Below are 15,978 nucleotides of genomic sequence, written 5' to 3' on the forward strand. Positions count from 1 at the left end.
GTCAAAAGAGTTGTGAACCCGTCGTGCCACGGTTTCACGCCTCACTGCTCCCCGTGGTACCGACACGCGAGGCGTATCAGCGCGACGGGACGAACAGTACGCAGACATGTTCCGCCGACTGGCTCCCGTGCGAGCGGCGATAGCGGTGGTGGTCGGTGTCTTGGTAGTCGTCCAGCCGGCAGGCACGACCGGACAGCAGACTGCGGAGAACGGCACCGCGTTCGAGGGGCCGTTCGCGAGCCGGTGACCGATACGTCGCGGACCGACACAGTGGGCGCAGGCCACACTGTGACCGACGCGACACCATCGAATCGTACCGCCGACGGCAACGCGCGTCGGCCCGCCGGCACCGATCCGTTCGGACCGACCACGACCGCAGAGACCGACGGTTCGGGGCCCGACTTCGGCATGCCGCTGACGATGCTGGCGCTCGTGGTGCTGACGGTACTCGTGACCCGTAGAACCGACTGACGCTCGCGCGCTACTCCACCTCGAGCGTGAACTGCTCGTGTTCGCTGGCGGCGTTGAGGACGACGCTGGTGTTCGATTCCTTGATTTCGGGGTCGACGAGCAGTTTCTTGATCTGGTCGTTCATCCCGTCGGTGTCGGTGAACTTTCCGATGGCGATGATGTCGTAGTCGCCGGTGACCTCGTAGACCGAAATCATCTGCTTGTGCTCCTGGAGGCGGTCGGTCACGTCCGGCAGGGCCGACCCCTCGACTTTCAGCTGGACGACCGCGGTCACGTCGTAACCCAGCGCGTCGTAGTCGACTTTCGGCGTATACCCGGTGATGATTCCGTCTCCTTCGAGATCTTTGAGATGATTCGAGACGGTCGTGACGGACACATCCAGGTCCTCGGCAAGGCTTCGCAGGCTCGCCCGACCGTCGCCCAGCAGGGCATTCACCAACTTTCGGTCCAGATTTTCGTACGTCATTACTTCTTGACAGAGGCCCCACCCTTTAGAATTTTACGAATATTCAATTTTAGCGCGTCGAAAGAAGCCTTGCACAAATCAGTAGGGTTTTTGTATCTCGGGTATTCCCTACCAATGACGAGAAAAATGACAAACCCGAATATCAAAGCTGACGGCGGGTTGACAGACGCTGCACAGGGAGTAATCGACGAAATCGATGAGGAAAACGTAGACTTTCTCCGATTGCAGTTCACGGACATTCTGGGAACAGTAAAGAACGTTTCTATACCGGCCGAACAGGCCGAGAAAGCGTTCGCCGACGGGATTTACTTCGACGGGTCCTCGATCGAAGGATTCGTTCGGATTCAGGAGTCGGACATGCGACTCGTCCCCGACCCGGACACGTTCGCGATTCTCCCGTGGAGAAACACGGAGGACCACGCGAGTGGTCGGCTGATCTGTGACGTTATCAACACGTCGACCGGCGAACCGTTCGAGGGCGACCCGCGCCACGTTCTGAAGCAGGCGCTCGAACGTGCCGACGACCTGGGCTATACGGTCAACTGTGCGCCGGAACCCGAGTTTTTCCTCTTCGAGGAAGACGAGGACGGTCGGGCGACGACGAAGACCAGCGACGCCGGCGGGTACTTCGACGTCGCACCCAAGGACCTCGCCTCCGACGTGCGCCGTGACATCATCTACGGACTGGAGGACATGGGCTTCGAGATCGAGGCCAGCCACCACGAGGTCGCTCAGGGACAGCACGAGATCAACTTCGAGTACGACGACGCCCTGACGACGGCCGACAACGTGGGGACGTTCCGGACGGTCGTGCGTGCCATCGCGGCCGAACACGACCTGCACGCCACCTTCATGCCCAAGCCGATTCCGCGAATCAACGGCTCGGGGATGCACACGCACATCTCACTGTTCGAGGACGGCGAGAACGCGTTCCACGACGAGGACGACGAGTTCGACCTCAGCGAGGAAGCCCACCAGTTCATCGCCGGAATTCTGGAACACGCGCCCGCGCTGGCGGCCGTCACCAACCCGACGGTCAACTCATATAAGCGCCTGGTGCCCGGCTACGAGGCACCCGTCTACGTCGCCTGGTCGGACCGCAACCGCTCGGCGCTGATCCGCAAACCGGCCGCGCGTGTCCCGGGCGCCAGTCGGATCGAAGCCCGGTTCCCCGACCCGTCGTGCAACCCTTACCTCGCCTTCGCAGCGCTCATCAACGCCGGTCTGGACGGCATCGAGCGCAGCCTCGACTGTCCCGACCCCGTGCGGGAGAACATCTACGAGTTCGACGAGGAGAAACGCGAGGAGTACGGCATCGATACCCTCCCCGAAAACCTCGGTGAGGCCGTCGACGAACTCGAAGCCGATGAGACGATCTACAGCACGCTGGGCGAACACGTCGGTCCGAAGTTCGTCGAAGCGAAAACCCAGGAACACGAGGACTACCTCGTCGACGTCTCCGACTGGGAGATCGACCGCTACCTCGAGAAGTTCTAATCCGGGTCCGTTCACGCCTTTTTTCGACCACGGAACATATACCCATAGAGTTCCAAATATAGGTCGATGCTCGTCGGCGAAGTCGAGTGGCTCATCAACGCCACCGTCGCAATCGTCGAACAGTATGGCTTGGTAGCGCTTTTCCTGTTCATCCTGCTCGAGACCGCCTGGATCACCCACTTCGTTCCAAGCGAAATCGTGATTCCGGTGGTTGCCTACGAACTCGTTACCGGCCCGGCTTCGTTCGCAGTCTTCGTCGGTGTCCTGACCGTCGGCGCGGTCCTGGGCAGTCTGGTGGCGTACTACCTCTTTGGCTACTACAGTGACGTAATCCTCGACCGATACGGCGACCGCCTGTACCTGCCAGAGTCGGAGATCGAGCGAAGCAAAGGCTGGTTCCGACGCTACGGCGAGAGTTCTCTTCTGTGGGGCCGGCTCGTCCCCGTCTTTCGGACGCCGATTTCGATCCCGGCGGGCTACGCCCGGACGCCGCTCCCGAAGTTCGTCTGTTACTCCGCGGTCGGCTGGCTCGCCTACAACACGGTTCTGGTCTGGCTGGTGTACGGCGGGAGCGAGGACGCACCTATCGCCGTCGCCTACGGGCTGGTCGCGCCGTACCTCGATGGCCCGTTCGCGTGGCTCGCAGCCAACCCAACGACGGCCACGGTCGGAGCGCTCGTCGTCGGTGGGGCCGTCGTCGTGGCCTGGACGCGCCGGGACCGACTAGGTGCAGCGTTCACCTGAGCCCGGCGTCGAGACGCGCACCGCCGACCGGGGCCGCCACCAGCGCGCCGATGACGACTGCGGCCGCGAGTACAGTCGGAAGCGGCGGCGGTTCGAGCGTGGTGACAACCGCCACGAGACCGCTCACGACGACGACGCCCAGCACCGTCGTCACCAGCGCCTCCCGTCCGGAACTGGCCGTGTCGGGAACTCGGCCACCGACGGTCCACCAGACGACGGTCGCCCCGAGCGAGGCACCGACGCCGAACAGCAGGTAGTCCGTCGGGCCGACGACGAACAGACCGACCGCGGCAAGCGCACCGGCCGCCGGGAACGACCGCGCCGGCGTCGAGAGGAATCGGACCGCGACGACCAGCACCGCCACACCGACCACGATACCGACGAGTACGTCGACCGGGTAGTGGACGCCGATGACGACCCGGGACAGCGAGACCAGCCCCGCGACGGTCGCACCGACGAACAGCGGCCGGCGGTCGCCCTCGTCGGCAATCAGCCAGCCAAGGCCGCCGTAGACGACCGTACTGCCGAGCGCGTGGCCGCTCGGAAACCCGAACCCGTCCGCGACGGTCGCCTCGACTACCAGTGGCCGGAGCACGCCCGGCACGCCACGCAGGGCCACGGGTCGAGTGGCCCCGGGTGGACGCGGGAGCGCGAAGACCTGCTTCAACAGTGCGACGAGCGCCAACGCGACGAAGCCGAGCGCGACGACCTGCACGACCAGCGTCCGGTTCAGCCGGTCGCCGACGACGGGCGTCCGGTCGCCCAGCCAGTACGACAGCGAGAAAATCAGGAAGTAGGCGGCCACGTTGCCGAGGAGCGTTACCAGCGCGAGCGCGGCGACGAGGGGGTCCGGCAACGCACCGAGTGTCTCGACGGCACGGACGCTTCGTCCGGCCATCTCAACTGCGGAACTCGTCGACGGTGTTGCGGAGACGACCCGGGAGACCGGCCATCGTGACACCGACGCCGACCAGTATCATCAGCGCGTACAGGCCGAGCGTCGACAGCCAGATGACGAGCATGGCGAGGATTGCCCAGCCGCCACCGAGAAAGTAGAACGCGCCGATGGTCATCGCAGTGCCGTACAGCAGGACCAGGTACGGGCCCCAGCCGGTCGCGCGGCCGCGGCGGCCGCGCCGACGGACGTACCGTTTCAGGTCGCGTTCGATCTCCTCGCGGTGGACCGTCCGGTCGTCGATGTCCGCCTCGACCGCGTCGAGTTTGGAGCGGAGTTCTGCCAGTTCGTCCGCCACGTCGGACTCCTCGTCCGGACCGGCCGCTGTCGCGTTCGCGTCGACACCATCGTCGCCGTCGTCCGGCGCGCCCCCGTGTTCGTCGGACATGCCTCGTTGGCCGACACCTCGTGGGGGTTCCTGTTGTAGTTGCCGGTTGCCGCCGTCGCGGTCGGCTAGCACGGCGTTCGACACGACGCCGGCCAGCGGGACGAGACTACCGACGTAGAACCACGTCACGAGCAACAGGACGCCGCCGGTGACGCCGTACAACTGGAACCTCCCCACGCTCTCCGCGTAGAGTCGAAAGACCGTGCTCAGGAGTGCCCAACTGCCGCCTGCGAGGGCAGCCCCCGGTACGGCCTCTCGAACACCGACCGGTTCGTCCGGGAGAATTACGTACAGCGGGAGGAACGTGATGGCGAGCGTCAGCGCCAGAACCGGCGTTCCGAAGGCGTCGGCCAGCGGCCCAGGGGCGTATTCGACGAGGACGTCGACGCCCGCGGCCACGCCCACGGCGGCCCCGACCGCCACCAGCGCGACGGTGGCGTCGGTCACCTGGCCGACGAACGAACTCGACCCGGCGGTACCGTACACCTGCCAGAAGGCCATCTTAAGGCCGCGAAACAGTTTCAGTGCGCCCCACACCAGCACTGCCACGCCAGCGACGGTTGCCCCGGCGCGTCCGCTCGCCCCGGTCAGCGAGTCGAGCAGAATCTGCTCGCCAGACGGCGAGAGGATGCTCCCGAGTCGGGCGACCGTGGGCTCGGCCAGCGTCTCCCCACTCAGCACCGAGGCGACAACCAGCGTCAGCAGCGACAGCGGCATCAGCGAGACGAACGTGTAGTCGGCGAGACTGGCGGCCAGAACGTAATCTGCTCGGACCGCGCGGCGGCGACGACTGCCCGTGCGACACCGCTTGTGTCGGCGTTTCGTGACACGGCCCGCACCTCGACCGCCCGTCGCAATATCCCATCGGAAGACACCCCCTCAGACGACGGGTCCCGCCCGTGCGACCGAAAACCCATTTACCCCCGAGCCTGCAGAAGCCCACATGGACGAAAAATACGAACGGGGTATCCTCCGCATCTCGGCCGTGTTCCTGTTCGCGGCCGTCCTCCTCATCCCGGTCGGCTACGCCGGGGTCGGTGCCTCACCGGTTCTACCCGTCGGCTTCGTTATCTTGGCTGCCGTACTGTACGTCGCCTGGCAGCGTAGTCGAGCGTACGGGGCCTACCTCTCGGGACTCTGGCTCGGGCCGGTCATCGCGGCCATCGTCGCCGTCGCCGGCGTCCTCCTCGGCGTTTCCTCCGGCGAACTTCAGGCACTCGGCGGCATCGTCGGTCTTCTAGGCGTGTTCAACCTCATTCTCCGTCCCATCTATCGGGTCGTCCACTACGTCGTCGCCGGTGCCGTCCAGATCGGTCGCGAGATTCAGGAAGAACGCTCCTCCTAGTTCAACGCCGTCTCCATGTCGGCCACGTCCGCCGTGGTCTTGAACGTCGTTCCGCCGTAGTGGCTTCTCGACGCCTCGTGTCCCGCGTCACGCAGTGTCGCGAGGAACTGGTCCATCCCGACCGCCGACTTCGACCAGCGCTTGTAGAGTCGGTGCTGGTCGTAGTGGGTCGGCGTCGATAGCTCCCCCTCGACGGTCGAGAGGAGGTCCTGCGCCCGGTCGGCGGTCTCGAACTCGCCGGTGACCTGCTCACGGACGGCGGCCACGAACGCCGGGTCGTGAGCGTCGCCCAGCCACAGTGGGCCGGCGGTCTGGAGATGGTGGCCACAGTGAGGACACAGCTCGTCCGGGTCGGCCAGCAACCCGTGCTCGTGGTCGCGGTAGAGACAGTGCTGGCAGTGGTCGACGTGCCCGAGTTCCTCTAGCAGGGCATTGGCTGCGCGAGCCCCCTGCTCGACGTCGAGATAGGTCCGGGCGTAGTGGTCGGTGACGTGGCTGAAGACCGGCCGGGCGGCGACGTCGAACGTCGCGGCGGTGCGGACCAGCGCCGACAGCAACACCCTGAGTCCCATCTCCGCGTGGTACTCGGTGTTGCGCGGCACCGCGCCGTACTTGCGGACGCCGCTCTCGAAGTGCGCGCCACACAGTGGTGCGGTGTCCGTCGCTGTGACACAGAGCAGGCCCTGTGCGCTCCGGGCAGCGGCGTCGGCGAAGGGCATCGGCGTCCCGAACGGGTCCACGTCGACCACGTCGAACCGCTGCTGGTGCATGAACACGTTCGCGTCCTCGTGGACCGTCTCGCCGTCCAATCCGTTGCGCTCGAAGTTCTCGGCCGCCAAGTCGACGGCCTCGGGGTCCACGTCACAGGTCGTCGCCGTCCAGCCGTTGGCCGCGGCCCGGACCCCCCGAATCCCGCTGGCTGCCGTCGCGTCCAGATACGTGGTCGGCTCCGCGTCCTCACGCTCCCGGTAGGCCCGCAGCGTCGCCACCGTCAGGTCCCGGTTGAGCTCCATCTCCGGGTTGTAGAACACCTCGCCCTCCTTCCCGTCCGTGGCCTCTCCGGGGACCGCGACCTCGACATTGCCCTCCTCGATTCGCATACCCCCGATCCGGACGCGGGGGCGAAAAGGGATGTGTTCCGGCGCGAACCACAATCATTAGTTCGTCCACCTGCACAGGAGTTGCCATGTCGCGGTACGTACTCGCGGTAGTGGTCGCGCTCGCGCTGGTGGGGTGTGCTGGTCTGTCTGGCGAGCCGCAATCGACCGAGACGGCGACGGCGACGCCGTCCATCGAGGAACCGTCGACCGCGCCGAACACGACGGCACTAATCGACACATATCGGGCGCGGTTCGGGGCCGCCGACTCCGGGACCATCGTCCGGAACACGACCGTTCGGGCCGGCGACTCCTCCATTGAGGCCGATGGCGTCGTGCGGTTTGACCGCAGCGGCGAGCGGGCCATCGAGATCACCGAGGAGCGGATTCTGGAGACGCCGACTCGCCGCGTGACCTACACCACGGGCTCGGAGACCTACCAGCGGTCGGGCACGGGTGCTGAGGCAACGTACACCGCCGACGCCACGCCAGTCCAGCCTACGAACTGGTCGTCGATGGCCGACACGACGGACCTGATTGCCGCACCGGACTGGGAACCCGCCGAGACGGGCACCGTCCGTGGCGTCACGGTTCGGCAGTACACCGCCGGGTCGTTCGCCAACGCCTCCCGGTTCGGTGCCGACGAGTTCGAGAACCTCACCCTCTCGTCGGCGCGGTTGTCGGTCGACCGAGACGGGCTGATCCGGGAACTGCAGGTCACGTTCAGCGGGCGGCTCTCGGTCGGGCCGCGGGAGGTGACGCTCCGCGTCGTCGTCGCCGACCTCGGTGGGACGACGGTCTCGCCGCCGGGCTGGCTGTCGCAGGCACGGGAGCGGACGCGCTAGGGGCATCGAACCTGTTTTGACAGTCCGGGACTATTTCGAGTCCGTGACAGCGGTCGACGACTGGATGGCCGACCTGGCCGCCGCCGGCGAACTCACCCCGGAGAGCGTCGACCGTATCGTCTCGCTGCACGGTGAGCGCGGCCAGCGAGCCATCGAGGCCGTCGGCGAACACCGGGTCAAGGAGTACCGGGACTTCACGGTCGTCGTCGGTTACGAGGACGAGTACATCGTCGAGGGCGGCGGGTGTACCTGCGCCGACTCGGAGTACAACCTCGACCCCGACGACCCCGCCCAACTGTGCTGGCACGCGCTGGCCGTCCGTGTCGCCGAAGCCATCGACGAGGTGGACCACCACGATATGTGGTACAGCGACGTCCGGGACTTCCTCTGAGTGGGGGAGCCGACCAAGCCTATAATTGGCAGCCATCCTTCAGTTAGAGAACAGTGCCAGAGATTCCCGAGGCGTACCACGACCTGTTCGAGAAAGCGACCATCGCCCACCTCACGACGATACTGCCCGACGGCCGCCCGCACACGACGCCGGTCTGGGTCGACTACGACCCCGACACAGACCGTCTGTTGGTCAACACCGAACGCCACACCCGCAAAGCGCGGAACGTCGACCGTGACCCGACGGTCTCGGCTAGCATGGTCGACCCGGACGACCCCAACCGATTTCTCTCGGTCACCGGCGAGGTCGAAACCGTGACCACCGAGGGCGCACCCGACCACATCGACGATCTCGCCAGTCGGTACATGGGCGAAGAGGAGTACTCCGAACCCACGAAGAGCGAACGGATTCTCTTCTACGTCCGCGCCGACGAGGTCTACTCCATGTCGTGACGCCGGCGGTGCCGCATCTCGCTTGCGGGGCACCCCGCTCGTGGGCTCCGCCCGCGTCCGAGAGCGCAGTTTCGGCTGCGTCTCCCGGTTCGTTTTACTCACCGTCCGCACACCCGACGGCCGACCGCCGGCCAACCGCCCGTCAGTCCCCGGCGGCCCGCTTGTCGACTTCTTCTAGGTCTTCGCCGCCGACCGAGGAGCGTAGCGCGTCCATCCCGTCGTCGTGGTCGACGCCGAAGTTGTCCGCGGCGAGTTCCTCGACGCGCTCGAACTCTGCCTCGGAGAGGGCGGGCGTGTCGGGCGCACCGGCCCACTCGTCGATGTCGTCCGTCGTTCGGAAGGTGGGCGTAACCGAGGCCACCTCGTCGAAGGCGAGCAACCACTGGAGCGAGGCCTGCCCCATCGTGCGCTCGTCGTCGGTCGCGCCATCCGCGGAACTTCGTTCCGCGCGTTCAAGAAACCGAAGATTGTCGACCTTCTTCCAGCCCGCCTCGTACCACTCCTGGGGTCTGTGTGCACGGTGGTCGCCTTTGCCCAGTTCAGTCTCCGGGGTGACCTGCTCGTTCAGCAGGCCCGAGGAGTGGGGCACGCGGGGGAGAACGGAGGTGTCGGCGTCGAGCCGGCGGACCTCATCGATGGCGTGGCGACCCGGCGTCTGCTCGAACATATTGAAGACGAGCTGGAGGGCGTCGAACTCCTGTTCGACTGCCTCGGTCGCTTCCGCGAGCCACCCGATGGAGGGGCCGAGCGCCCAGCCGATGGCCTCGACTTTGCCTTCCTCGCGCAGTTCGTCGAACGTCTCCAGCACGTCGGGCGTCACCTCGTCGACGTTGGCGTTGTGCAGCATCAACACGTCGACGTAGTCCATCTCCAGCCGGTCGAGCGACCGGTCGAGTGCGGTGCGAATCCACTCCGGGTCGACCCGCTTTGGAAGTTCGCCGTGGCCGGCCTGTGGGTTGTTGTAGAAGTCGTAGCCAACCTTCGTCGAGACGGTCACCTCCTCGCGGCGCTCGTTCAAGGCCTCGCCGACGAGTTCCTCCGAGTCGCCGTGACCGTACACGTCACCGGTGTCGAAGAAGGTGATTCCCTGGTCGAGGGCGTGCTGGACCATGTCGATGGCCTGCTCGCGGGACCGGTCGCCCCACCAGTCGGTGCCGACGACCCAGGCCCCGAAACCGACTTCGCTGACCTCGACGCCGGAGTTACCGAGTTCACGCTGATTCATACGTTAGTGTACGGACCCCTCGCACTTATCGAGTGTGATTGACAGAAGTCACTTTTCGATGACACTAACTGAGGCTGCATGGACGACCCTCTCCACAGACGGCTCACGTTCGTGATCGCCCTGCTCGGAATCGCGTACCTCGCGTGGGGGAGCGATGCAGCGGTCGTTGCCGTCGCGGTACTCCTGCTCTCGCTGGGTACCTGGACAGCCCTCGCCTGGCGACAGTGGAACGGCCTGCTCGCTCGCTGATCGCTACTCCCGCAGGGTCGGCACCGCCACGGACTCCCGGAGCGCCAGGTCGCCGTACGCCCGGCGGACCCACCACGCGGTCAGCCCCGTGCCGACGACGAGCGCGAGCAGCACCAGAAGGCCCCCCTCCGGGCCGAACGAGCCACCCGTGAGAAGTGCCGGACCGGTCGTGTCCGTCGCCAGCACCGCGACGCCCACGGTGATTCCGCTGACGGGGAGCCCGTACACCGCGCCGACGACGGCGTTCCAAGCGAGATGGAAACCGATTGCGACGCCCAGCCGGTCGGTCCAGACGTACGCCAGGCCGAGCAGGACGCCGAAAAGCGTGACGTTGGTGGTCGAGAGTGTGCTCGCGCTCGGGTTACCGGCGTGCAGCAGACCGAACAGCGCCGCGGTCGAGAGTGTCGCGATCACGATGGCCCAGCGACGGCCGACCCGCTCGAACCCGCCCAACGCCTCCGCCAGGTTCGTCAGGAGGTAGCCACGGACGAGCAGTTCCTCCGACACCGCGACACCGAAAAAAAAGAGCGTGACCGCGAGCAGACTCGCCGGCGTCGACAAGGTGCCGAACGAGAGGAAGGCGTCGGTGTCACGGACGAACGTTTCCGTGACTCGCAGCCAACCGGCGAGGAACGTGACGCCGACCAGTATCGTCGGGAGGACCACGCCAAGCGCCAGGCCGAAGCCGGCGTCGCGGAGCCACTGCCCGTCGACGTCCAGCCCGAGCTTCCGGACCGGCCGCCGCCCGACGAGGTAACTCGCCGTCGGCAGCGCGACCACGACCGTCACGAAAAACAGCGTCTGGCCGACGACGCCGTCGATGACGCCGCGGACCGCGACCAACAGCGACCCGAGAAGGAGGTTGGTGAGGGCGACCAGCACGGCGGCGACCGTCAGCCGCCAGGGGAGCCGGGGCCGCCGTTCCCGCCGATTCCAGATGCCACCCACGACGAGACTGCCGACGCCGCGTCCGTCGTTCACCGGCGTCGTGGACGCGTCAGATTGCGGGTCCCCGCTGGCGCGCTCGTCGTCCGTCGTCACATCGGTCGGGCCCGACGCCCCGCCGGTCCCGCTCTCGTCGGTCATAGACGGTGTATCCACCGCCGACGGAATGAACGTAGTGGTCGCGCCCGTGACGAGCGCGACAGTCACCCGAACGTGTGCGGTGGTTACCGCTCGGTAACGGTCCCGAGAGTGACGGAAACCCCTATCAACGCGGGTTCCAATGGCAGGGGTATGACGAAGCGTCACGTCTCGTTGCCGCCCCTGGCCGAGGAGGGGCTCCGAGCGTTCATCGGCGAGGTCGACGAGCGCCTCAGCAGTGACGAGAACACATGCGACGTGGTCAAGGATGTCCTCATAGACCTCCACGGCGACCGGGCGGCCTACGAGCGCTGGCAGTCCGGCGAGTCGGTGTCACCGGCCGAACGCGTCCGTCTGCAGGGGTACGACCCCTGCAACGCGACGCTGGAGAGCGAGTACTACGCGGAGGTCGCGGGGATGGACGATGGCGAGTACGAGCGCTCGAAACACCTCCAGTGGCTTTGGCGACAGTTCGACGCCACACCGATGGCCGACAACATCGCGTTCGCTCTGCGCTTCCGGCAGATGCTCGCCGATCACCTCTTCGCCGAGGCGGGCGCGGACCTCCGGTTGTTCAAACGAATCACGTTCACGTACGGTCACAACATCGAACTGGGCGACAACGTCGTCGTTCACGACGACGTGCACCTGGACGACCGCGGGAAGCTCACCGTCGGCGACCGGGTCTCCATCTCCGACAACGTCCACGTCTACACCCACGACCACGACGTGGTCGACCAGACCGACGTCACGAACTACCACACCAGCATCGAGGACGATGCGCGAGTCACATACGACTCGATGGTCCAGGCCGGCGTGCAGATGGGCGAGAACTCCGTCCTCGCGGCCAAGTCGGTCGCCGGCAAGGACGTGCCAGCCCATCATATCGCCGCCGGCCAGCCTGCCACATCCATCGGAATAAAGCAGGGCTGGGAGAGCGTCGCCGACCCTGTAGCCGACGCCAACGAGGACCGCAGCGACCAACGAGTCGTCGAGCACGACGTGCCCGACGTCGACGTGTTCGACGAGTTCCAGCGCGACCGCTCGCCGCCCGACACCTGACTGTGACGTTGCTGACGTGTCGTCTTGCCCGGCCCCCTGCAGCCACTGCAACCGACGGAAGAGCCAAGTATCATGACATTCAATCACGCACTATGGAGGTCTGGACCTGGGTCGTCGCGTACGTCGTCGGGTTCAGTCTGATCCAGTTGCTGGTGTACCGGTATTTCCGGGACAGCGAACCGTCGGCCGGGGGAGCCTCGACGGGTTCGGGTGAGCAGTACTCGGCCGCGGCCGACGGACTGGAGCGAGACCAGACGAACCGCCGGACGCGCGACGACGAAGGCACGGTGTGTCAACACTGCGGCACGTTCAACGAACACGAAGCAAACTACCGGTACTGCAGGCACTGCGTTTCGCCGCTCCGGTAGCGACGGGGTTTTTTCCTCGTAGCGTCGACCAGACGGTATGCGCAGCGTTGCGATCAACGTCGCCGCCAACACCAACGAACCCGGCGTCCGTGGCCCGTTGTTCCCGGACGGAAGCTTCGAGTACATTCCAATCCCCGAGTCTGAACCGACCAGCGACCCGGTGCCGACGTACGCCGACCTCGACCTGACCACCGACCTGCCCGCGGACTCCGGGTCCCGCCCCGTCCACCTCGACCCGGAGTTCGCCGAGTACGCCAGCTGTGAGCGCTACACGTACGGTGACGAGCACGGCGTGAAAGCGGGCCCCATCGCAGAGTTGGCGGCCGGTGACACCCTGCTTTTTTACGCTACACTCTCGACGGACGCCGACCGCCCCGACTGGGCCCCGCCCGAGTGGGGCGCGTTTCTGATCGGCCAGTTTCGGTTGGCGCGTGACCCGCTCACCGGCGAGGACTACCGCGACCTACCCGCCGACGCCGAGGCACGAGCCGTTTTCGCCAACAACGCCCACGTCAAACGCGACTCGTTCGACGCCCGCGTGCTCGTCCACGGCGACCCCGACACGTCGGGACTGTACGAGACAGCCGTCCCACTGAGCACACCCGCCGGTGGCAGCGAAGCCAACCGTGTCGTGACCGCGCTCTCTGCCGACTCCGGGAAAGGCCCATGGTGGCGGCGACCACTCCGGTTCGACGCAGATGCCACCGAACGAGTGGTGTCTCTTGAACCCGCCAACGCCGCCCGACCCCACGACCACTAACCCGGACTCGCACGAGGCCGGTCCCCAGCCCTTTAATTCTCAATTGTGAGAACACAGCAGGAACACATATATTCCGAGGTAGTTCTGGTGACTGTATGCGCGTTTCCAGCGGCGTCCCCGGTTTCGACGAGATCGTCGAGGGTGGTCTCCCGGCAAACCGGCTGTACGTAGTTAGTGGGCCGCCGGGCAGCGGGAAGACGACGTTCTCCTCGATGTTCATCACCGAGGGTGCTCGCAACGGGGAGAACTGTCTGTACGTCACGATGCACGAGTCGAAAGACGAACTCATCCACGACATGTCGAACTTCGATTTCGGCTTCGAGAAAGTGATGCGCTCGGGCCGGGTGCAGTTTCTCAACCTCGTGACCGAGGCTGGCAAGCGGACTATCACACAGTTCGGGACCGACGGTGGGCTGACCAATCGGTTGACTGCCTTCATCGAGTCGAACGATATCGATCGCGCGGTCATCGACTCCACGATGCTCCTCCAGCATTTCTTCGCGGACATGTCGGAGGAGATTACCGGCTTTCTCTCCTCGCTGAAACAGACCGACACCACCATCTTTCTGATCTCGGAGATGACCGACCCCACGTCTTACTCCGACGAACACTACCTCGCACACGGGGTAACCTTCTTTCACAACTACATGGAAGCCGGCGGGATGACACGCGGCGTCCAGATCATCAAGATGCGCGGGACGGCCATCGACTGTGACATCCACAAGATCGGTTTCTCGGACACGGGCCTGCGCGTCTCCCCAGACGAGAAGGTTCAGCGATGACCCTCTATGAAGACCGCTTCGACACCGATTGGGACCAACTCGGCCGTGACGAGGCCATGGAGCGTGCCTTCGCGCTCGGTGTCGCCGCCTCGCTTGGCGAGCATAACGAAAACGAGTACGAGGCCATCCGCCAGGCGATGGGAACTAACTACGACGCCAGCATCGTCGAACTCGCCTACGGCGAGGGCAAACAGAAGGGCACGAAACGCAAACGCGCTGCCGACGACGCGACCGACCCGGAGGCGGTCTGGGAGGCCGTCATCAGCGCCGAACTCGACGACGCCGAACCGGCCGACAGGAATGACGCCACGTCCCGAGCGACTGACCTCCCGTCCGCCGTATCGGACCGCCCGGAGATGACCGACCAACCGGACCGGGACCCCGAACAAACGGAGTTCCCGGACTTCCTGAAGTAGTTAGCGCTGGAGTTCGAGACTCACGACGGTCCCGGCTCCACTGTCACCGATTCAGACACGCCCGCCGCACTGTTCGAGCACCGACGCCGTCAGGAACAGTCCGAGGTCCGCACCGTCGCTGTCGAGTCCCCGCTCGCCCGACCCGGACACGTCTGCTTGGACGTCCTCGGGGATACCGGTGTTGTTGCCCGCGACCGATATCTCTACCCGTGGCTCCTGGCCGTCGTTGTGTTCGATCGCACTCGCCAGGACGTTCGCGACCGCTCGGCCCAACAGGTCGTTGGCCCGAACGGTGCGCTTCACTGGAGTCTCGCCGACCGTCTCGAAGGACCCCTCCGGGAACGCCTCCCGTGCCTCGGCCAGTTCCACGGCCGGGACATCCAGGTCGACCGACAACAGATTCGGCTCCTCGGTGAGTGTTCGCGTGATGTCCCTGATGTCCCCGGCAGTCGCCGCCGGCTCGTCGGTCCGGTCGATCACCGTTTCCGCGTGTCCAGTCCAGTCCCGTCCCGTCCCCGCCGACACGCCGTTCGAGGAGCTGTGCCTGGCCCCGAATGACCGTCAGCCCGTCCAGGAGGTGGTGGCGCAGGATTCGGTTCAGCACCCCGTTGGTCTCCTGCTGGCGTTCGACGAACTCCTGTTCGAGCTTTGCCTGTGTCGCCGCCTCCGCGTTCCGTTTGGCTCTGATGGGCGATTCCCACCAGCAGTCCGAAGAAGCCGCCGGCGACGATTTCCGTTATCGACTCGACGCTCATCGACACTCCTGCCCGAGCAGTCCAAGCAGCACCGTCCACCCCGACAGCCCGATAATCGCGCACAGACCCAGCGCGTCCCGGACCGCGACCGTCCGCCGCCTCTCGGTCGTCAGAGTCCGCTCGTGCAACCTGCGCCCCTGCCAGACATCAGCGTCAGGAAAAGCGCCGGCAACACGAGGTCGAGCGCCCGGAAGAATGGTTCTCGACGCGCAACCGGACGAGTCCGACGAGTAACACGAGCAAGAACAGACTCACGACGGGCACAATCCACTCGGACAACGCGTCGACGAGTGGCCCGTCGACATCGGGCCAATCCAGCTTGCCTTACGCTCCCTACCCGACCCGACTCGCCGTGTTGTGTGTATGGGAGTGGCAGACACGCGACGGCCGACGACTACACCGGCTCGCATGTGAGGACGAACCTTTTAGTCGGATGACGAGTACAGCTCGATACGGGAGTACCGAGTGGGCGTCGTGGGGACGGCGTGATTGACGCTTCCGGGGGCCAACGGATGGAACAGAGACGCGACGACCGACCCGTGTACAGTGCAGTCGGCCGAGCGGCGCGACTGGCGTTCGCGCTCGCGCTGCTGGGGACGCTGTTCGTCTCCGGTGTGGCCGCCCACA

At 65.7% G+C, this 15,978-nt stretch carries 21 protein-coding genes; 14 read left to right on the top strand and 7 right to left on the bottom strand.

Going from position 1 to position 15,978, the window contains the following annotated elements; translation table 11 throughout:
• Nucleotides 1–106 precede the first annotated feature (106 nt).
• Both Q0964_RS10875 and Q0964_RS10880 read left to right on the top strand, forming a co-directional pair.
• Nucleotides 107–247: a hypothetical protein gene (locus Q0964_RS10875; RefSeq protein ID WP_299267221.1), complete on the top strand. Its 141-nt coding sequence runs from the start codon at nt 107–109 to the stop codon at nt 245–247.
• Between the two features lie 41 nt (nt 248–288).
• Nucleotides 289–471: a hypothetical protein gene (locus Q0964_RS10880; RefSeq protein WP_299267224.1), complete on the top strand. Its 183-nt coding sequence runs from the start codon at nt 289–291 to the stop codon at nt 469–471.
• 10 nt (nt 472–481) lie between these two features.
• Here Q0964_RS10880 and lrp read toward each other — a convergent pair whose 3' ends face one another.
• Nucleotides 482–937, bottom strand: coding sequence for an HTH-type transcriptional regulator Lrp (gene lrp, locus Q0964_RS10885; RefSeq protein WP_299267227.1), 456 nt, complete (start codon nt 935–937; stop codon nt 482–484).
• A 126-nt stretch (nt 938–1,063) separates the two neighbouring features.
• Between lrp and glnA the strand changes: the two genes are divergently transcribed.
• Both glnA and Q0964_RS10895 read left to right on the top strand, forming a co-directional pair.
• Nucleotides 1,064–2,434 carry a type I glutamate--ammonia ligase gene (gene glnA, locus Q0964_RS10890; RefSeq protein ID WP_299267229.1) on the top strand — a complete coding sequence of 457 codons (1,371 nt, stop codon included), beginning with the start codon at nt 1,064–1,066 and terminating at the stop codon, nt 2,432–2,434.
• Nucleotides 2,435–2,500: 66 nt separating this feature from the next.
• A complete protein-coding gene (locus tag Q0964_RS10895; RefSeq protein ID WP_299267231.1) occupies nt 2,501–3,178 on the top strand; it encodes a DedA family protein in 678 nt (225 codons plus the stop codon).
• Here the strand turns inward: Q0964_RS10895 and Q0964_RS10900 are convergent.
• Together Q0964_RS10900 and Q0964_RS10905 are read right to left on the bottom strand one after the other, a co-directional pair.
• Nucleotides 3,171–4,076, bottom strand: a complete 906-nt coding sequence (locus Q0964_RS10900) for a phosphatase PAP2 family protein (RefSeq protein WP_299267233.1) — start codon at nt 4,074–4,076, stop codon at nt 3,171–3,173. The genes Q0964_RS10895 and Q0964_RS10900 overlap by 8 nt on opposite strands.
• A 1-nt stretch (nt 4,077) precedes the next feature.
• Complete coding sequence (locus Q0964_RS10905; RefSeq protein WP_299267235.1) at nt 4,078–5,238, bottom strand: YihY/virulence factor BrkB family protein; 1,161 nt, start codon at nt 5,236–5,238, stop codon at nt 4,078–4,080.
• Between the two features lie 226 nt (nt 5,239–5,464).
• On the opposite strand from Q0964_RS10905, the gene Q0964_RS10910 reads away from it, so the two are divergent.
• Nucleotides 5,465–5,866: a hypothetical protein gene (locus Q0964_RS10910; RefSeq protein ID WP_299267237.1), complete on the top strand. Its 402-nt coding sequence runs from the start codon at nt 5,465–5,467 to the stop codon at nt 5,864–5,866.
• On the opposite strand, the gene Q0964_RS10915 is transcribed toward Q0964_RS10910, so the two are convergent.
• Entirely contained in the window at nt 5,863–6,966 is a 1,104-nt protein-coding gene (locus Q0964_RS10915) for a tRNA (guanine(26)-N(2))-dimethyltransferase (protein ID WP_299267239.1), read from the bottom strand. The two genes, Q0964_RS10910 and Q0964_RS10915, sit on opposite strands and share 4 nt — an antisense overlap.
• Nucleotides 6,967–7,052: 86 nt before the next feature.
• Here Q0964_RS10915 and Q0964_RS10920 point away from each other — a divergent pair, with 86 nt between their 5' ends.
• From Q0964_RS10920 to Q0964_RS10930, 3 genes are all read left to right on the top strand, one after another.
• Nucleotides 7,053–7,808 carry a DUF7537 family lipoprotein gene (locus Q0964_RS10920; RefSeq protein WP_299267241.1) on the top strand — a complete coding sequence of 252 codons (756 nt, stop codon included), beginning with the start codon at nt 7,053–7,055 and terminating at the stop codon, nt 7,806–7,808.
• Between the two features lie 64 nt (nt 7,809–7,872).
• Nucleotides 7,873–8,199 carry a hypothetical protein gene (locus tag Q0964_RS10925; protein ID WP_414652150.1) on the top strand — a complete coding sequence of 109 codons (327 nt, stop codon included), beginning with the start codon at nt 7,873–7,875 and terminating at the stop codon, nt 8,197–8,199.
• Nucleotides 8,200–8,252: 53 nt separating this feature from the next.
• A complete protein-coding gene (locus Q0964_RS10930) occupies nt 8,253–8,651 on the top strand; it encodes a pyridoxamine 5'-phosphate oxidase family protein (RefSeq protein ID WP_299267244.1) in 399 nt (132 codons plus the stop codon).
• 142 nt (nt 8,652–8,793) lie between these two features.
• Here the strand turns inward: Q0964_RS10930 and Q0964_RS10935 are convergent, their stop codons facing one another.
• A complete protein-coding gene (locus Q0964_RS10935; protein ID WP_299267246.1) occupies nt 8,794–9,876 on the bottom strand; it encodes an aldo/keto reductase in 1,083 nt (360 codons plus the stop codon).
• A gap of 78 nt (nt 9,877–9,954) precedes the next feature.
• Between Q0964_RS10935 and Q0964_RS10940 the strand changes: the two genes are divergently transcribed.
• Nucleotides 9,955–10,125 carry a hypothetical protein gene (locus Q0964_RS10940; protein ID WP_299267248.1) on the top strand — a complete coding sequence of 57 codons (171 nt, stop codon included), beginning with the start codon at nt 9,955–9,957 and terminating at the stop codon, nt 10,123–10,125.
• Between the two features lie 3 nt (nt 10,126–10,128).
• Here the strand turns inward: Q0964_RS10940 and Q0964_RS10945 are convergent, their stop codons facing one another.
• Nucleotides 10,129–11,211, bottom strand: coding sequence for a CPBP family intramembrane glutamic endopeptidase (locus Q0964_RS10945; RefSeq protein ID WP_299267251.1), 1,083 nt, complete (start codon nt 11,209–11,211; stop codon nt 10,129–10,131).
• Between the two features lie 150 nt (nt 11,212–11,361).
• Here Q0964_RS10945 and Q0964_RS10950 point away from each other — a divergent pair, with 150 nt between their 5' ends.
• The 5 genes from Q0964_RS10950 to Q0964_RS10970 all read left to right on the top strand — a co-directional run bounded on the left by Q0964_RS10950 (nt 11,362) and on the right by Q0964_RS10970 (nt 14,596).
• Complete coding sequence (locus Q0964_RS10950) at nt 11,362–12,270, top strand: acyltransferase (protein WP_299267254.1); 909 nt, start codon at nt 11,362–11,364, stop codon at nt 12,268–12,270.
• 92 nt (nt 12,271–12,362) lie between these two features.
• Nucleotides 12,363–12,638: a DUF7577 domain-containing protein gene (locus Q0964_RS10955; RefSeq protein WP_299267257.1), complete on the top strand. Its 276-nt coding sequence runs from the start codon at nt 12,363–12,365 to the stop codon at nt 12,636–12,638.
• A gap of 37 nt (nt 12,639–12,675) precedes the next feature.
• The gene (locus tag Q0964_RS10960) at nt 12,676–13,398 is read left to right on the top strand and encodes an Nmad3 family putative nucleotide modification protein (RefSeq protein WP_299267259.1); all 723 of its coding nucleotides are present in this window, start codon (nt 12,676–12,678) and stop codon (nt 13,396–13,398) included.
• Between the two features lie 95 nt (nt 13,399–13,493).
• Nucleotides 13,494–14,180, top strand: a complete 687-nt coding sequence (locus Q0964_RS10965) for an RAD55 family ATPase (RefSeq protein ID WP_299267263.1) — start codon at nt 13,494–13,496, stop codon at nt 14,178–14,180.
• The gene (locus Q0964_RS10970; RefSeq protein WP_299267266.1) at nt 14,177–14,596 is read left to right on the top strand and encodes a DUF8057 family protein; all 420 of its coding nucleotides are present in this window, start codon (nt 14,177–14,179) and stop codon (nt 14,594–14,596) included. The genes Q0964_RS10965 and Q0964_RS10970 overlap by 4 nt, the downstream gene beginning before the upstream one ends.
• A 51-nt stretch (nt 14,597–14,647) precedes the next feature.
• Here Q0964_RS10970 and Q0964_RS10975 read toward each other — a convergent pair whose 3' ends face one another.
• Entirely contained in the window at nt 14,648–15,076 is a 429-nt protein-coding gene (locus tag Q0964_RS10975) for an ATP-binding protein (RefSeq protein WP_299267269.1), read from the bottom strand.
• Nucleotides 15,077–15,978: the final 902 nt, after the last annotated feature.

This window comes from Halorientalis sp. (assembly GCF_028275115.1).
In the GTDB taxonomy this organism is placed as follows: Archaea; Halobacteriota; Halobacteria; order Halobacteriales; family Haloarculaceae; genus Halorientalis.

What these genes read in the sequence shown, in the direction of transcription:
- Q0964_RS10875 (WP_299267221.1), top strand. Translation starts at nt 107, where the DNA reads ATGTTCCGCCGACTGGCTCCCGTGCGAGCGGCGATAGCGGTGGTGGTC.
- lrp (WP_299267227.1), bottom strand. Translation starts at nt 937, where the DNA reads ATGACGTACGAAAATCTGGACCGAAAGTTGGTGAATGCCCTGCTGGGC.
- glnA (WP_299267229.1), top strand. Translation starts at nt 1,064, where the DNA reads ATGACAAACCCGAATATCAAAGCTGACGGCGGGTTGACAGACGCTGCA.
- Q0964_RS10895 (WP_299267231.1), top strand. Translation starts at nt 2,501, where the DNA reads ATGCTCGTCGGCGAAGTCGAGTGGCTCATCAACGCCACCGTCGCAATC.
- Q0964_RS10900 (WP_299267233.1), bottom strand. Translation starts at nt 4,076, where the DNA reads ATGGCCGGACGAAGCGTCCGTGCCGTCGAGACACTCGGTGCGTTGCCG.
- Q0964_RS10905 (WP_299267235.1), bottom strand. Translation starts at nt 5,238, where the DNA reads ATGCCGCTGTCGCTGCTGACGCTGGTTGTCGCCTCGGTGCTGAGTGGG.
- Q0964_RS10910 (WP_299267237.1), top strand. Translation starts at nt 5,465, where the DNA reads ATGGACGAAAAATACGAACGGGGTATCCTCCGCATCTCGGCCGTGTTC.
- Q0964_RS10915 (WP_299267239.1), bottom strand. Translation starts at nt 6,966, where the DNA reads ATGCGAATCGAGGAGGGCAATGTCGAGGTCGCGGTCCCCGGAGAGGCC.
- Q0964_RS10920 (WP_299267241.1), top strand. Translation starts at nt 7,053, where the DNA reads ATGTCGCGGTACGTACTCGCGGTAGTGGTCGCGCTCGCGCTGGTGGGG.
- Q0964_RS10925 (WP_414652150.1), top strand. Translation starts at nt 7,873, where the DNA reads ATGGCCGACCTGGCCGCCGCCGGCGAACTCACCCCGGAGAGCGTCGAC.
- Q0964_RS10935 (WP_299267246.1), bottom strand. Translation starts at nt 9,876, where the DNA reads ATGAATCAGCGTGAACTCGGTAACTCCGGCGTCGAGGTCAGCGAAGTC.
- Q0964_RS10940 (WP_299267248.1), top strand. Translation starts at nt 9,955, where the DNA reads ATGGACGACCCTCTCCACAGACGGCTCACGTTCGTGATCGCCCTGCTC.
- Q0964_RS10945 (WP_299267251.1), bottom strand. Translation starts at nt 11,211, where the DNA reads ATGACCGACGAGAGCGGGACCGGCGGGGCGTCGGGCCCGACCGATGTG.
- Q0964_RS10950 (WP_299267254.1), top strand. Translation starts at nt 11,362, where the DNA reads ATGACGAAGCGTCACGTCTCGTTGCCGCCCCTGGCCGAGGAGGGGCTC.
- Q0964_RS10955 (WP_299267257.1), top strand. Translation starts at nt 12,363, where the DNA reads ATGGAGGTCTGGACCTGGGTCGTCGCGTACGTCGTCGGGTTCAGTCTG.
- Q0964_RS10960 (WP_299267259.1), top strand. Translation starts at nt 12,676, where the DNA reads ATGCGCAGCGTTGCGATCAACGTCGCCGCCAACACCAACGAACCCGGC.
- Q0964_RS10965 (WP_299267263.1), top strand. Translation starts at nt 13,494, where the DNA reads ATGCGCGTTTCCAGCGGCGTCCCCGGTTTCGACGAGATCGTCGAGGGT.
- Q0964_RS10970 (WP_299267266.1), top strand. Translation starts at nt 14,177, where the DNA reads ATGACCCTCTATGAAGACCGCTTCGACACCGATTGGGACCAACTCGGC.